The organism is Streptomyces sp. NPDC045968 (assembly GCF_056430475.1).
The window spans coordinates 722,270-737,788 of record NZ_JBWKLF010000001.1; the positions used below are offsets into that span (position 1 = coordinate 722,270).

Consider the following 15,519-nt stretch of genomic DNA (forward strand, 5'->3'; position numbering starts at 1 on the left):
CCGCTCAGCCGTCCGCCGGACCGGCTTCCGCGCTCGTCAGGTCGATCAGCCTGCACACCGTCTCGATGTCTATCTTCACCTGCGCGATCGAGGCCCGCCCCGACAGCCAGGTGATCAGCGCGGAGTGCCAGGTGTGCTCGATGACGCGGACCGCCGACAGCTGCTGCGGCGTCGGGTGCTCCAGCCCCATCGAGTCCAGGACGATCTTCGTCGTGAGCCGCGAGACGGTGTCGACCTCGGGGCTCACACTGCGGTCGGCGAAGGTCAGCGCGCGCACCATGGCGTCGGCCAGATGCGGTTCCCGCTGGAGCGCCCGGAACGCCCGCATCAGCGTCTCGGCGACCCGGTCGGCGGCGCTCTCCCCGGTCGGGGGGCGCTTGCGCAGCGTGCTGTGCATGTGCTGGAGCTGGTCCTGCATCGTGGCGACCAGCAGATGGATCTTGGAGGGGAAATAGCGGTAGAGCGTGCCCAGGGCGACCCCGGCGGCCTCCGCGACCTCGCGCATCTGCACGGCCTCGAAACCGCCCTTGCTGGCCAGCTGGGCGGTGGCGTGAAGGATGCGGCGGCGGCGGGCCTCCTGGCGTTCCGTCAGAGGAGGCGATGCGGGTCTGGCTTCCGCTGTCATGTGTCCCAATCCATGGCTTCTGTCCGCAACCGGTACAAGGGGAGCGAGATTCCGGGCGCGCACAGCATGCCAGGGTGCCTGCCGTGGCGCGAATCACCTGATCCGGCGGTTACTCCGACGCTACCTGCCGGTAGATTCGGTGCTTGTTGAACGATCCGGTCTGAAACTTGTTCTAGATTAGCGTGAGCGGTTACGCTCCGGCGAACACGCAGTGAGAAGGGGGCCGAGTGTGACCGCTGAGGCCATAGAGACGGGCCCCCGGGCGGGCACCGAAGCACCCGCCGCCGCCGGTGACCGGCCGTTGCGCATCGCACTCCTGACGTACAAGGGCAATCCCTTCTGCGGTGGTCAGGGCGTCTACGTACGTCATCTCGGCCGCGAACTGGCCCGCCTCGGCCACACCGTCGAAGTGATCGGCGCCCAGCCCTATCCGGTGCTCGACGAGGGTGTCCCGCTCACCGAGCTGCCGAGCCTGGACCTGTACCGCCAGCCCGACCCGTTCCGCACGCCGGGACGCGGCGAATTCCGTGACTGGATCGACCTCGCCGAGGTCGCCACCATGTGGACCGGCGGCTTCCCCGAACCGCTCACTTTCAGCCTGCGGGCCCGGCGCCATCTCCAGGCCCGCCGGGGCGAGTTCGACGTCATCCACGACAACCAGACCCTCGGCTACGGGCTCCTCGGCGACCTCGGCGCCCCGCTCGTCACCACGATCCACCACCCCATCACCGTCGACCGGCAGCTCGACCTGGACGCCGCGGGCAGCAGGCGCCGCCGCGCCTCCGTACGCCGCTGGTACGCCTTCACCCGCATGCAGAAGCGGGTCGCCCGCCGCCTGCCGTCCGTCCTCACCGTCTCCGGCTCCTCCCAGCAGGAGATCGTCGAGCACCTCGGTGTACGCCAGGACCGGGTCAGCGTGGTGCACATCGGAGCCGACACCGACCTCTGGTCGCCCGATCCGTCCGTCGCGGAGGTGCCCGGCCGGATCGTCACCACGTCCAGCGCCGACGTCCCGCTCAAGGGCCTCGTCCACCTCGTGGAGGCGCTGGCCAAGCTCCGTACCGAGAACCCGCGGGCGCACCTCGTGGTCGTCGGCAAGCGGGCCGAGGACGGACCCGTCGCGCAGGCCATCGAGCGGTACGCGCTCCAGGACGCCGTCCGGTTCGTCAAGGGCATCAGCGACGCCGAGCTGGTCGACCTGGTGCGTGGCGCGCAGATCGCCTGCGTCCCCTCGCTGTACGAGGGCTTCTCCCTCCCCGCGGCCGAGGCGATGGCCACCGGCACCCCGCTCGTCGCGACGACCGGCGGCGCGATCCCCGAGGTCGCGGGACCCGACGGGGAGACCTGCCTCGCCGTGCCGCCCGGCGACGCGGGCGCGCTGGCCGCCGCCCTCGGCCGGCTGCTCGACGACCCGGAACTGCGGGCCCGCCTCGGCGCGGCCGGCCGCGACCGGGTGCTCGCCAACTTCACCTGGGCCAGGGCGGCGCTCGGTACGGCCGAGCTGTACCGTCAGGCGATCGTCTCCCGGGGAGCCCGCAGGTGACTGCCCCCGCCACCCAGGGAATCCGTACCTCCGACCTCGAAGGCAGGCCCTCGTGCTGACCGTCGACTTCACCCGCTTCCCGCTCGCCGCAGGCGACCGAGTGCTCGATCTGGGCTGCGGTGCCGGCCGGCACGCCTTCGAGTGTTACCGGCGCGGCGCCCAGGTCGTGGCGCTGGACCAGAACGCCGAGGAGATCCGCGAAGTCGCCAAGTGGTTCGCCGCGATGAAGGAGGCCGGTGAGGCCCCCGAGGGTGCCACCGCCACCGCGATGGAGGGCGACGCCCTCAACCTGCCCTTCCCCGACGACTCCTTCGACGTCGTGATCATCTCCGAGGTGATGGAGCACATCCCGGACGACAAGGGCGTGCTCGCCGAGATGGTCCGTGTGCTCAGGCCCGGAGGCCGGATCGCGGTCACCGTGCCGCGCTACGGCCCCGAGAAGGTCTGCTGGTCGCTCTCCGACGCGTACCACGAGGTCGAGGGCGGCCACATCCGGATCTACAAGGCCGACGAACTGCTACGCAAGATCCGCGAGGCCGGACTGAAGCCGTACGGCACCCACCACGCGCACGCACTGCACAGCCCGTACTGGTGGCTGAAGTGTGCCTTCGGCGTCGACAACGACAAGGCGCTGCCGGTGCGTGCCTACCACAAGCTGCTGGTCTGGGACATCATGAAGAAGCCCGCCCTCACCCGGGTCGCCGAGCAGCTGCTCAACCCGGTCGTCGGCAAGAGCTTCGTGGCGTACGCGACGAAGCCGCACCTTCCCAAGGCCGAGGCGTGAGCACTCCCGAACGCACCGAACACCTCGTCCTGCCCGGGGTCCTCACCGCCGACCAGGCCGCCGAGACCGTCGCCGCGCTGCGCGCCGTCCAGCGCGAGGACGGGGCACTGCCCTGGTTCCGCGGCCACCACCTGGACCCGTGGGACCACACCGAGGCCGCCATGGCGCTCGACGCCTCCGGCGAGCACGAGGCCGCGGAACGCGCCTACGCGTGGCTGGCCCGCCATCAGAACGAGGACGGCTCCTGGTACGCCGCCTACCACGACGGCGACGCCGGGCAGCCGACCGACCGCAGCCGCGAGACCAACTTCTGCGCCTACATCGCGGTGGGCGTCTGGCACCACTACCTCGCCACCGGCGACGACGCGTTCGTCGACCGGATGTGGCCGACGGTCTACGCGGCCGTCGAGTTCGTCCTGCGCCTCCAGCAGCCCGGTGGGCAGATCGGCTGGAAGCGGGAACCCGACGGCACCCCCGTCACCGACGCCCTGCTGACCGGCTCCTCCTCCATCCACCAGGCCCTGCGCTGCGCGCTCGCCATCGCCGAGGAGCGCGAGGAGCCGCAGCCCGACTGGGAGCTGGCGACCGGAGCGCTCGGGCACGCGATCCGCAACCACCCGGAACGCTTCCTGGACAAGGACCACTACTCGATGGACTGGTACTACCCGGTCCTCGGCGGCGCGGTCACCGGCGCCGCCGCGCAGAAGCGGATCGACGACGGCTGGGACCGGTTCGTGGTCCCGGGACTCGGCGTGCGCTGCGTGCTCCCCAACCCGTGGGTCACCGGCGGCGAAAGCTGCGAACTGGCCCTGGCGCTCTGGGTGATGGGCGAGTCCGACCGTGCCCTGGAGATCCTCCAGTCCATCCAGCACCTGCGCGCCGATGGTGGCCTGTACTGGACGGGGTACGTCTTCGAGGGCAACCGCGCCTTCTGGCCCGAGGAACTCACCACCTGGACGGCGGGTTCCCTGCTGCTCGCGGTGGCCGCACTCGGCGGGGACGAGGCGACCACCGCGGTCTTCAGCGGGGAGCGGCTGCCCAGGGGGCTGGAGCCGGACTGCTGCCGCTGACCGCTCGGAAGCGGGCGTCGTTCAGAAGCGGCGGACGCGGCCGGCCACGGCGTGGCCGATGAAGAGGTAGACGAGGGCTGCGAGGCCGTATCCGGCGACGACCCGTGCCCACTCGGCGTCGAAGGTGAACAGGTCGTGCGACCAGCCCGCCAGCCAGCGGGCGGCGTCCCGGACGAACTCGACCAGGTCGTTGCCCGGGTTGGCGTCGAGCAGGTACATCAGAATCCACAAACCGATGATGAAGGCCATGATGTCGGCCACCACGGCTATGACACGTGCAGCGGTACTGCTTCCTGTGCCTGTTCTGGGAGACATGGACTGCGGATTGCCGTTCTGCGCCGGGTGAAACCCGCACGGCCCGTCCAACTGGTGGCGCCACTCGTCGTTCGGCCGGCACCCCCTACGCGTTGAGCTCCGCCAGCACGCGGAGCGTACGAGGGTCCGGAGCCGTGACCAGGAGGTCGGTCACCGGGCCCTCGCGCCACAACTCCAGCCGCTCGGCGATCCGTTCACGCGGGCCGACCAGTGAGATCTCGTCGGCGAAGGCGTCCGGCACCGCGAGCACCGCCTCCTCCTTGCGGCCCTCCAGGAACAGCCGCTGGACGCGCCGGGCCTCCTCCGCGTAGCCCATCCTGCCCATCAGGTCCGCGTGGAAGTTCCGGGCCGCGTGCCCCATGCCCCCGATGTAGAACCCCAGCATCGCCTTCACCGGCAGCAGCCCCTCGGCCACGTCCTCGCACACCCGCGCCCGCGCCATCGGCGCGACCATGAACCCCTCGGGGAGGTCCGCCGCCGTGACTCCGTACACCTCGGGGCGCTCGGGCGACCAGTACAGCGGCAGCCATCCGTCCGCGATCCTGGCCGTCTGCGCGACGTTCTTCGGCCCCTCCGCGCCCAGCAGCACGGGAAGCCCGGCGCGCAGGGGATGGGTGATCGGCTTCAGCGGCTTGCCCAGGCCCGTGCCGTCCGTACCGCCGTACGGATGGGAGTGGAAGCGCCCCGCGAGCTCGACGGGCCCTTCCCGCGCGAGGACCTGCCGGATCACCTCGACGTACTCACGGGTCGCGGTCAGCGGACTGGCCGGGAACGGCCGCCCGTACCACCCCTCCACCACCTGCGGCCCCGACAGCCCGAGCCCCAGCATCATCCGGCCGCCCGAGAGATGGTCGAGCGTGAGGGCGTGCATCGCCGTCGCCGTGGGCGTACGGGCCGCCATCTGCGCGATGGCCGTACCGAGCCGGATACGAGAGGTGTGGGCGGCGATCCACGTCAACGGCGTGAAGGCGTCCGAACCCCACGCCTCCGCCGTCCACACCGAGTCGTAGCCCAGCTCCTCGGCACTGCGGGCCAGGGAGAGATGGTCCGGATTCGGGCCGCGGCCCCAGTATCCGAGAGCGAGTCCGAGCCGCATACCGGCTCCTCCAGTCTTCCATGACGCGCCGTCAGGTGCCGGACGTGGAGGGACTGTACGACAACGGCCCCCCGCCCGGAAGGGCGAGGGGCCGCGACGTGCGTGCGGTGATCAGCCGCGCTGGATGCCGGTGGTGTCCTGGAGGACCCCACGACGGCCGTCCTGCGTCTGGGCGATGAGGCCCGGACCGCGCTGCTCGACCGCGAGATACCAGGTGCCCGGCGCCAGTTCGGCGATCGGGTTCGGGGAACCGTCCTCGCCGTACAGCGGACGGGCCACCGGCACCGCGAACCAGAACGGCGTGAAGTCGCCGGCCGGCGCTCCACCGTCCTGCGGGGCCTGCTGCGCCTGCTGTGCCTGCGGGGCCTGCATGGCGTGCGCCTGAGCCGGGTCGGCCTGAGCGGGCTGCGGCTGCGCACCGTACGGCTGGGGCTGACCCGGCTGCGCGCCGTAGGGCTGCTGCTGGGCGCCGGGGTAGCCGTAGCCCTGGCCGGGCTGCTGCGCCCCGTACGGCGCCTGCACACCCTGATGCGCCGGACGCGGGGTGCCCATCAGCGGGGCCTTGAGGGCCGGAACCATCGGGGTGGCGATCGCACCGGCCGCCAGCACGATGGTCGCGAGAAGGCCGAGGATCATGCCCGCGCCCGCGTCGCTGGCGTCGATGATCGTCCAGAACGCCGTCCACAGCGAGAAGACGGTGAACGCGACACCGAACTGACCGAGGTCCAGCCCCACGACCTTGCGGCCCGGCATGGAACGGCCCACGATCACCAGCGCCGCGCCGATGACACCGGCCAGGAAGATGCTCATCAGGAGCGAGAGCGAGTCCCAGGCGTTCGGGCTTTCGAAGCTGGAGCAGTTGACCCCTTCAGGGCAGTCGAAGCCGGTGAGGTCGAGGAAAGAGGCGATGAACAGCACCACCGCTGCTCCGATCACCACCCCGTCGCCTCGAGTGAGGGAGCGGATATTCACGTGAAGGTCCTTAGTCGGTCGTCTCGTCGGGGCGGTCGTCGCTGCCGCCTGTACGGCGGGTACGGCGCGAAGCTCGGGGGCGGCTCCCCATCGTACGGATGAATCTATCGTCTGCCCGGCCGGGTTGTGCCCCGCCCCGGACCTTGGACTGTTATCCCCCCAATTCCTACGCGGTTCTACCCCTTGAGGTAGCTGCTGATGCCGTCGGCAATGCCACGGGCCGCTTTCTGGCGCCATTCCGCGTCCGTGAGCAGGGCCGCGTCCTTCGGGTCACGCATATTGCCGCATTCGATGAAGACCTTCGGCACGGTCGACAGATTCAGTCCGCCGAGATCCTCGCGGGTGTCGAGACCGGTGGAGCCGCCGATGTAATTGGAAGGCTCGCTTCCGGTGGCGCGGGGGAACAGCGCCGCGATACGGGTGCCGAGTTCTCGCGAGGGTCCGACGATCTTCGCGGTGTCCGCGGCGCCGCCGCGCACCCGCGCGGGGAGGATCACGTGGAAGCCGCGGTTGCCGGCCGCGGAACCGTCCGCGTGGACGGAGACGACCGCGTCGGCCCCGGCCTTGTTGCCGATCCGGGCCCGCTCGTCGACGCACGGGCCGAAGGGGCGGTCGTTGTCGTGCGTCAGGACCACTTTCGCGCCCTGCGCTTCCAGGAGGGTGCGCAGCCGGTGCGATACGTCGAGGGTGAACTGGGCTTCCGCGTAACCGTCGTTGGTCGCGGTGCCGGTGGCGTCGCACTCCTTGTGGCCCGTGCCGATGTCCACCTGCCGGCTGATCTCGCTGGTGTGTTCGCGGTTGCGGGGGTTGTGGCCGGGGTCGATCACCACGGTCCTGCCCGTCAGCGGCGCCTTCGACAGGGGCTTCGCGGACGTGGAGGGGGAGGCGGCGGAGGGGGGCACGGCGCTGCTGCCGGGGCGGGGATGCGTCTGCGTCGTGACACCGCCGGCGCCGTCCCCTCCGCACCCGGCGACGGTCAGGCAGAGGGTGGCCAGGACGGCGGCGGTGAGCAGGGGCCGGCCGTGGCGGGTGGGGGGAACGCTGTCGTCGTACGGCACGCGGCGAGCCTATCGGGGCGGCTTCAGATCCCCGTCCCCGTACGCCGCAGGACGCGCAGCGAGTCCGTCACCGAGATCTCGGCGAACGCGCCGGAGGCCAGCGCCCGCTGGTGTACGCGGTACGGGGCCTGGCCACCGTCCGCCGGGTCGGGGAACACGTCGTGGATCACCAGGAGCCCGCCCTCGGCGACATGCGGGGCCCAGCCCTCGTAGTCGCCGTTCGCGTGCTCGTCGGTGTGGCCGCCGTCGATGAAGACGAGACCGAGCTTCCCGCCCCAGACGGCGGCGACCTGCGGGGACCTGCCGACCAGTGCCACCACGTGTTCCTCCAGACCGGCCCGGTGCAGGGTGCGGCGGAACGTGGGGAGCGTGTCCATCAGGCCGACCTCGGGGTCCACCACCGTCGGGTCGTGGTACTCCCAGCCCGGCTGCTGCTCCTCGCTGCCCCGGTGGTGGTCGACGGTGAGCGCCGTGACCCCCGCCGAACGGGCGGCGTCGGCGAGCAGGATGGTGGAGCGCCCGCAGTAGGTGCCCACCTCCAGGAGCGGCAACCCGAGCGTGGCCGCGTCGGCGGCCGCCGCGTACAGGGCGAGCCCTTCGCGTACCGGCATGAAGCCCTTGGCGGCCTCGAACGCGGCAAGGATCTCCGGCTTGGGCTCGGCGGCCACGGCGTTCCTCCAGGTGGGTCGGTCGATCGACGGCGCCCCATCGTGCCGTACGCGCCGGCCGTCGAGGACGGCGGGGGTGAGCCGGCCGGCAGGGCCATCGCCCGGACCCGGGGTCCTAGGACCGCGCGGGTGCGGAGGCCGGTTCCGAAGAGGCCGCGGCGAGCGCGTCGTCCGCGCTGCTCGCCAGCAGCACCGGCCGCGTCGGCCGCTGCGAGGGCAGGCACGCCGCCAGCACCAGGCCGGCCAGCACGGCACCCGTGGCGATGACGAACGAGATCCGGAACCCCTCCATGCTGGGCACCTGGACCGGGCCCATGGCCACCGAGGTGTTCGCCAGCACCATGCCGATCACCGCACTCGACACCGAGGTGCCGATCGACCGCATCAGGGTGTTGAGTCCGTTGGCCGCGCCCGTCTCGGACGGATCGACCGCGCCGATGATCAGCGCGGGCAGCGAGGAGTACGCGAGCCCGATCCCGGCCCCGAGCACCACCGCGATCACCACGGTCTGCCAGGCCGCGCCCATCAGGCCGAGCCCGGCGCCGTACCCGATCGCGATGATCAGCAGGCCGAGCATCAGGGTCGCCTTCGGTCCGCGACGGGCCGAGACGCGGGCGTACACGGGGGCGACGAACATCATCGTCAGGCCCAGCGGAGCCACGCACAGCCCGGCCGTCACCATCGACTGGCCCAGCCCGTACCCGGTCGACGTGGGCAGCTGGAGCAGCTGCGGAAGGACCAGCGAGACCGCGTAGAAGGCGACGCCCACCATGATCGAGGCGAGGTTGGTGAGCAGCACCTCGCGCCGGACCGTGGTGCGCAGATCGACCAGCGGCGCGGCGGTGCGCAGCTCGAACAGGCCCCACAGGACGAGGATCAGCAGGGACGCGCCGATCAGTCCGAGGGTGGTGGGGGAGGTCCAGCCCCAGTCGCTGCCCTTCGTGATGGGCAGCAGCAGACAGACCAGGCCGAGTGAGAGACCCAGTGCGCCGACGACGTCGAAGCGCCCGGGGGCGCGCAGCGGCGGCTCGGGCACGACCAGGACGGTGAGCACCATGGCGGCCACGCCGAGCCCGGCCGCCCCGAGGAAGAGCGTGTGCCAGTCGGCGTGCTGTGCGACCAGTGCCGCGGCGGGCAGGGCGAGTCCGCCGCCCACCCCGATCGACGAACTCATCAGGCCCATCGCCGAGCCGAGCCGCTCGCGCGGCAGCTCGTCGCGCATGATGCCGATGCCGAGCGGAATGGCGCCCATGGCGAAGCCCTGGAGGGCACGGCCGACGATCATCACGACGAGGTCGTCGGTGAACGCGCAGACCAGCGAGCCGAACACCATGACGGCGAGGCTGGCGAGCAGCATGCGCCGCTTGCCGTAGAGGTCGCCGAGCCGCCCCATGATGGGGGTGGACACCGCCCCCGCCAGCAGGGTCGCCGTCATCACCCAGGTGGCGTTGGACGGGGTCGTGTCGAGGAGTGCGGGCAGGTCCTTGATCACGGGGACGAGGAGGGTCTGCATCACCGCGACGGTGATACCCGCGAAGGCGAGGACGGGGACGACTCCGCGGCCCGCCCGGCTCTTCCTCGGGCCGGGGAACTCCCCGGCGAGCTGTTCGTTCGTCGTCCGTCGCATACGTGCGGCCTCCGGGCAGCGCTCACCACCCGGGCTCCCCCCAAGTGTGTGCATGCTGAACGCTTCCGTACGCCCGTGGTATTCCGGTGAACGGGACGCGAACCCGGAGCGGATCAGAACGACCGGTCCTCTGACCTTCCGTCAGAATGGAACGTGTTCTACTCTTGCGCCGTTCCAGTGGCCGCGACCGGTGAGGGAACCGCATGGGCATCGGCATCACCGAAGAGCATCGCGCCTTGGCGCAGGCCGTACGCGGCGGGCTGGCCCGCGCCGTCCCGCCCCAGGAGGCACGCGCGCTCCTGGACGCGGAGCACCCCCCCGCGTCCCGCACCCGCCCCTCGCACTGGGACGCGCTCGCCGCGCAGGGGCTCCTGGGCATCCATCTGCCCGAGGAGTACGGCGGCGGGGGCGGCGCGCTCCTCGACCTCGCCGTGGTCCTGGAAGAGGCGGCGTACGCCTCGCTCCCGGGACCGTACGCGGCCTCCGTCCTCACCTCGGCGCTCCTGCACCGGGCGGGGGCCCTGGACCGTGGGGGCCTCGCCGGTCTCGTCAAGGCCCTCGCGACCGGCGACCGCGTCGGAGCGGCCGCCCTCGGCGCGGGCACCCTCACCGCCGTGGAGAGCGAGGGCGGCCACCTCCTCGACGGCACCGCCCCGCCCGTACTCGGCGGCGCCGACGCCGACCTGCTCCTGCTCGCCGCGACCTCGGCCACCGGCACCCTCTGGTTCGCCGTCGACGCCGGTACGGAAGGGCTGACCGTACGCCCGCACCGCGGCGTCGACCCGACACGCCCCACCGCCGAGGTGCACGCCGGAGGCGTCCGCGTCCCCGCGCACCGGACCATCGCCACCGACACCGCATCCGTCCGCGACCTCGCCGCAGTCCTCCTGGCCGCCGACGCCTGCGGCACCGCCGCGCGGTCCCTGCACACGGCCACCGCGCACGCCAAGGTCCGGGAACAGTTCGGCCGCCCCATCGGGCGGTTCCAGGCGGTCAAGCACCTCTGCGCCGACATGCTCGTCCGGCTCGAACAGGCCCGCGCCCTCACCTGGGACGCCGCCCGCGCCGTCGACGAGACCTCCTGCGTACGGGGGCTGAGTGCCGCCCTCGCCGCGGCCACCGCACTCGACGCCGCGTACAGCTGCGCCAAGGACTGCATCCAGATCCTCGGCGGCATCGGCTTCACCTGGGAACACGACGCCCACCTCCAGCTGCGCCGGGCCGTCGTGGCCCGCCAGCTGCTCGGCGCCGGCGACGCCCACCGGCTGCGCGCCGTCCGGCTCGCCGAGAGCGGCGCCCGCCGCGAACTCACCCTGGAACTCCCCGCCGAGGCGGCCGCACACCGCGCCGAGGCCCGGCGGGCCGTCGCCGCCGCCCGCGGCCTCGACCCCCGGGCCGCCCGCCGCGCCCTGGCCCCGGCCGGCTACGCGGCCCCGCACCTCCCCGCCCCGTACGGACTCGGCGCCGGCCCGGTCCACCAGCTGGCCGTACAACAGGAACTCACGGCACAGGGCATCAAGGTGAGCGACCTCGGGATCGGCACCTGGGTGGTGCCCTCCCTCCTCGCGTACGGGACCCAGGCGCAGCAGAACCGCTTCCTGATGCCCACCCTGCGGGGCGAACTCCTCTGGTGCCAGCTCTTCTCCGAGCCCGGCGCCGGGTCCGACCTCGCCTCGCTGCGCACCAGGGCCGTACGGACCGACGAGGGCTGGCGCGTCACCGGCCAGAAGGTCTGGACGAGCGCCGCCCGGTCCGCCGACTACGGCATCCTGCTCGCCAGAACCGACCCGGACGCCCCCAAGCACCGGGGCCTGACCTACTTCCTGGTGGACATGAGGACCGCCCGTGGCATCGACATCCGGCCGCTGAAGGAGATCACCGGGGACGCGCTCTTCAACGAGGTGTACTTCGACGACGTCCTCCTGCCGGCCGACGCGGTCGTGGGCGAGGTCGACGACGGCTGGCGGGTGGCCCGCAACACGCTGGGCAACGAACGCGTGCACATGGCCGACCAGATGACGTTCGACACCGGACTCGAAGCGCTGATCGCCCGCTCCGGCGAGCTCGACGGAGCGGCCCGCGCCCGCGTCGGCGCACTCGCCGCCGAGGCGCACGCCCTGGCGTGCATCGGACTGCGGACCACGCTCCAGCAGGTCTCGGGCCTGGAACCGGGCGCCGGAGCCTCCGTGCGCAAGCTCGTGCAGACCACTCACCAGCAGAAGGTCGCCGAGCTCACGCTCGAACTCCTCGGGCCCGAGGGCGCGACCACGGAAGGTGCGGCCGAACGGGCCGTGCACGGCTTCCTGATGTCGCGCTGCCTGACCATCGCGGGCGGCACCACACAGGTCCAGCTCAATGTCGTCGCCGAGCGGATCCTCGGCCTCCCGCGTGACTGAAGGGGCGTATCCATGACCACGAAGGCGTACATCGTCGGCGTCGGGATGACGAAGTTCGAGAAGCCCGAGACCCGCGACTGGCAGTACTGGGACATGGCCGAGGAGGCCGGTACGAAGGCGCTCGACGACGCGGGCATCCGGTACGAACAGGTCGAGCAGGTCCCCGTCGGCTACTGCTTCCAGCCCTCCACCGCGGGGCAGCGTGCCGTGTACGAACTGGGCCTGACCGGAGTGCCCGTCTACAACGTCAACAACAACTGCGCCACCGGCGCCACCGCGCTCATGATGGCCCGCCAGTTCGTCGAGGGCGGCATCGCCGACTGCGTACTCGCCCTCGGCTTCGAGAAGATGACCCGCGGCTCGCTCGGCGGCGGGGGAGCCGACGGTGGCGCCGCGGACTTCCGGGCCTCGCCCGTCGCCCGGCACTACGGAATCATGGCCGCCGCCCACGGTTTCGAGACGTCCCCGCCGACCGCCCAGATCTTCGGCAACGCGGCCCGCGAACACATGGAGCGGTACGGGACGACGGAGGCGCAGCTCGCGGCGGTCGGGGCCAAGAACCACCGGCACTCGGTGAACAATCCCCACGCCCAGTTCCAGGACCCGTACACCGTCGGTGAGGTCCTGGCGGCCAGGACCGTCCACCGGCCCCTGACCAGACTCCAGTGCTCACCCACGTCGGACGGCTCGGCCGCCGCCGTCGTCGTATCGGAACGCTTCGTCGAGCGGCACGGGCTGTGGCACAAGGCCGTCGAGATCGCCGCCCAGGCCATGACCACCGACACCGGCGAATCCTTCGCCTCCGGCACCTGTCTCGACGCCGTCGGAGTGCCCATGTCCCGGGCAGCGGCCCAGCAGGTCTACGCGGCCTCCGGGCTCGCGGCCGAGGACCTCGACGTCATCGAACTGCACGACTGCTTCTCCATCAACGAACTCCTCACCTACGAGGCGCTCGGCCTGTGCGGTGAGGGCGAGTCCGGCAAGCTCGTCGAGTCCGGGGCCACCACGTACGGCGGCCGATGGGTCGTCAACCCCTCCGGCGGCCTGATCTCCAAGGGGCACCCCCTGGGCGCCACCGGCATCGCCCAGGTCGCCGAACTGACCTGGCAGCTCCGGGGGGAGGCGGGCGCCCGCCAGGTACCCGGCGCGCGCACCGGGCTCGCCCACAACATCGGACTGGGCGGCGCCGCCGTGGTGACGGTCCTACGCCGCTAGACCGAGGCCCGGCCGGGCCCGCAAACCGATGTACGGACCACGGGGCGCCTGGGACCATGACACCCATGGCTGACGTCTCGACACCCACGCGCATACCCTCCCGAAGCACGACCAGCACGTGGGCGGTGGTGCTCGCAGCCTGCACCGGCCAGTTCCTCGTCGTCCTCGACATGTCCGTCGTCAACGTCGCCCTGCCGTCCATGCGCACCGACCTGGCGCTGAGCGCCGCCGCGCTCCAGTGGGTCATCAACGCCTACGCGATCGCGTTCGCCGGATTCCTGCTCCTCGGCGGACGGGCGGCCGACATATACGGCCGCAAGCGGATGTTCCTCGTCGGGCTCGGCATGTTCACCGCCGCCTCGCTGGCCGGCGGACTCGCCCAGGAGGGCTGGCAGTTGCTCGCCGCCCGTGCGGCACAGGGACTCGGCGCCGCCGTGCTGTCCCCGGCCACCCTCACCATCCTCACCGCCGCCGTCCCCGACGGCCCCGCCAGGACCAGGGCCATCGGCACCTGGATGGCGGTCGGCGCAGGCGGCGGCGCGGCCGGCGGGCTGATCGGCGGGACGCTCACGGAAGCCCTCTCCTGGCGCTGGGTGCTGCTGATCAACGTGCCCATCGGCGCCCTCGTCCTCATCGGCGCCGCGCTCCGGCTCGCCGAGGGCCGGGCGGGCGTCCGGCGGCGCGTCGACCTGCCCGGCGCCGTCCTCGTCACGGCGGGGCTCGCCACGGTCGCGTACGGCATCGCGCAGACCGAAGCGGAGGGCTGGACCGCCGCCGCCACCCTCGTCCCCCTGCTGTCCGGGCTCGCGCTGCTCGCCCTGTTCGTCCTGGTCGAGGCCCGGACAGAGGCCCCGCTGATGCCTCTGCGGGTGCTGGGCGTACGGGCGGTGTCGTCGGCGAACGTGGCCATGTTCATGATGGGATCCGCGACGCTCTGCATGTGGTATTTCGTCACGATATACGCGCAGAACGTGCTCGGGTACAGCCCGCTCCAGGCCGGCCTGGCCCTGATGCCCACGTCCGCCGCCGTCATCCTCGGCTCCACACTCGCCCCACGCCTCATGACGCGCACGGGAGCCAAGAGCCTGGCCGTGATCGGGGTGCTGATCACCGCCGCGGGCTTCGGCTGGCAGTCGACGATGAGCGTCGACGGCTCGTACCTCACCGCGATCTGCCTTCCCGGCCTCCTGATGATGGGCGGAGCGGGCCTCGCCTCCACCCCACTGGCCACCCTCGCCACATCGGGCGCCGACCCCGGGGACGCCGGACTCGTCTCGGGGCTGGTCAACACCTCACGCACGATGGGCGGCGCGCTGGGGCTGGCCGTCCTCTCCACCGTCGCGGCGGCCCGCACAGGCGGCTCCGGGGCGGCGGCCGAGATCACGGCCGGCTACGCCCTGGCCTTCCGGTCCGCCTGCGCGGTGCTGCTGGCAGGCGTGGTGCTGATGCTGCTCTGGCTGCCGGCGCACCGGCCCGCGCGCCAGAAGAGCTGACCCGCCGCAGGGCCCTACAGCCAGCCCTGCTGCCGAGCCGCCCGCATCGCCTCCATGCGGTTACGGGTGCCGGTCTTCCCGATGGCGGACGACAGGTAGTTACGGACGGTCGACTCGGACAGCCGCAGCCTCACCGCGATGTCCGAGACCGTCGCCCCGTCCACGGACGCGTTCAGCGCGTCGCGCTCACGCGCCGTCAGCGGACTGGGCCCCGCTCCGAGGGCCGCCGCGGCGAGCGCCGGATCGATCACGGTCTCGCCGCGCAGCACCTTCCGGATCGCCTGCGCGAGTTCCTCGACCGGCCCGTCCTTGACCAGAAAGCCCGCGGCACCGGCCTCCATGGCACGCCGCAGATAACCGGGCCGCCCGAAGGTCGTGAGGATCAGCACCCGGCACTCCGGCACCTCCTCCCGCAACAGCGCGGCGGCGTCCAGCCCGCTCATCCCCGGCATCTCGATATCGAGCAACGCCACATCGGGCCGCGCCAGCAGAGCCGCCGCCACGACCTCGTCCCCGGCCCCCACCTGTGCGACGACCTCGATGTCCTCCTCCATCCCCAGCAACAGCGCGAGGGCACCCCGCATCATGCCCTGGTCCTCGGCGAGGAGGACTCGTACAGACCGTGCGGGGCGGTGGTCCTGCGGCATCTCGTTCACG

The 15,519-nt window shown here is 72.0% G+C and carries 14 protein-coding genes; 6 read left to right on the forward strand and 8 right to left on the reverse strand.

Annotation, left to right across the window (positions count from 1 at the left end):
- Positions 1-4: 4 nt before the first annotated feature.
- On the reverse strand, positions 5-625 hold the full coding sequence (locus tag AC07FA_RS03115) for a TetR family transcriptional regulator (protein WP_479072923.1): 621 nt from the start codon (positions 623-625) through the stop codon (positions 5-7).
- Positions 626-854: 229 nt separating this feature from the next.
- Between AC07FA_RS03115 and AC07FA_RS03120 the strand changes: the two genes are divergently transcribed.
- The 3 genes from AC07FA_RS03120 to AC07FA_RS03130 are packed head-to-tail and all read left to right on the forward strand — an operon-like array spanning position 855 to position 4,022.
- The gene (locus AC07FA_RS03120) at positions 855-2,168 is read left to right on the forward strand and encodes a glycosyltransferase family 4 protein (protein WP_479072924.1); all 1,314 of its coding nucleotides are present in this window, start codon (positions 855-857) and stop codon (positions 2,166-2,168) included.
- A gap of 52 nt (positions 2,169-2,220) precedes the next feature.
- A complete protein-coding gene (locus AC07FA_RS03125) occupies positions 2,221-2,952 on the forward strand; it encodes a class I SAM-dependent methyltransferase (protein ID WP_479072925.1) in 732 nt (243 codons plus the stop codon).
- Positions 2,949-4,022, forward strand: a complete 1,074-nt coding sequence (locus tag AC07FA_RS03130) for a prenyltransferase/squalene oxidase repeat-containing protein (protein ID WP_479072926.1) — start codon at positions 2,949-2,951, stop codon at positions 4,020-4,022. The genes AC07FA_RS03125 and AC07FA_RS03130 overlap by 4 nt, the downstream gene beginning before the upstream one ends.
- Positions 4,023-4,043: 21 nt before the next feature.
- Here AC07FA_RS03130 and AC07FA_RS03135 read toward each other — a convergent pair whose 3' ends face one another.
- The 6 genes from AC07FA_RS03135 to AC07FA_RS03160 form a co-directional block, all read right to left on the reverse strand.
- A complete protein-coding gene (locus tag AC07FA_RS03135; RefSeq protein ID WP_479072927.1) occupies positions 4,044-4,337 on the reverse strand; it encodes a hypothetical protein in 294 nt (97 codons plus the stop codon).
- A gap of 85 nt (positions 4,338-4,422) precedes the next feature.
- Positions 4,423-5,433, reverse strand: coding sequence for an LLM class F420-dependent oxidoreductase (locus AC07FA_RS03140; RefSeq protein WP_479072928.1), 1,011 nt, complete (start codon positions 5,431-5,433; stop codon positions 4,423-4,425).
- Positions 5,434-5,544: 111 nt separating this feature from the next.
- On the reverse strand, positions 5,545-6,405 hold the full coding sequence (locus tag AC07FA_RS03145; protein ID WP_479072929.1) for a hypothetical protein: 861 nt from the start codon (positions 6,403-6,405) through the stop codon (positions 5,545-5,547).
- A gap of 176 nt (positions 6,406-6,581) precedes the next feature.
- Complete coding sequence (locus tag AC07FA_RS03150) at positions 6,582-7,463, reverse strand: N-acetylmuramoyl-L-alanine amidase (RefSeq protein ID WP_479072930.1); 882 nt, start codon at positions 7,461-7,463, stop codon at positions 6,582-6,584.
- Positions 7,464-7,486: 23 nt separating this feature from the next.
- Positions 7,487-8,074 (reverse strand): class I SAM-dependent methyltransferase, encoded by a 588-nt coding sequence (locus tag AC07FA_RS03155; protein WP_479073429.1) that lies wholly within the window; start codon positions 8,072-8,074, stop codon positions 7,487-7,489.
- Positions 8,075-8,246: 172 nt separating this feature from the next.
- Positions 8,247-9,758: an MFS transporter gene (locus AC07FA_RS03160; protein WP_479072931.1), complete on the reverse strand. Its 1,512-nt coding sequence runs from the start codon at positions 9,756-9,758 to the stop codon at positions 8,247-8,249.
- A gap of 203 nt (positions 9,759-9,961) precedes the next feature.
- On the opposite strand from AC07FA_RS03160, the gene AC07FA_RS03165 reads away from it, so the two are divergent.
- The 3 genes from AC07FA_RS03165 to AC07FA_RS03175 are packed head-to-tail and all read left to right on the forward strand — an operon-like array spanning position 9,962 to position 14,862.
- On the forward strand, positions 9,962-12,154 hold the full coding sequence (locus AC07FA_RS03165; protein ID WP_479072932.1) for an acyl-CoA dehydrogenase: 2,193 nt from the start codon (positions 9,962-9,964) through the stop codon (positions 12,152-12,154).
- Positions 12,155-12,166: 12 nt separating this feature from the next.
- The gene (locus tag AC07FA_RS03170; protein ID WP_479072933.1) at positions 12,167-13,369 is read left to right on the forward strand and encodes a lipid-transfer protein; all 1,203 of its coding nucleotides are present in this window, start codon (positions 12,167-12,169) and stop codon (positions 13,367-13,369) included.
- A 56-nt stretch (positions 13,370-13,425) separates the two neighbouring features.
- Positions 13,426-14,862 (forward strand): MFS transporter, encoded by a 1,437-nt coding sequence (locus tag AC07FA_RS03175; RefSeq protein ID WP_479072934.1) that lies wholly within the window; start codon positions 13,426-13,428, stop codon positions 14,860-14,862.
- Positions 14,863-14,876: 14 nt separating this feature from the next.
- Here the strand turns inward: AC07FA_RS03175 and AC07FA_RS03180 are convergent, their stop codons facing one another.
- Positions 14,877-15,509: a response regulator gene (locus tag AC07FA_RS03180; RefSeq protein ID WP_479073430.1), complete on the reverse strand. Its 633-nt coding sequence runs from the start codon at positions 15,507-15,509 to the stop codon at positions 14,877-14,879.
- Between the last annotated feature and the right edge of the window lie 10 nt (positions 15,510-15,519).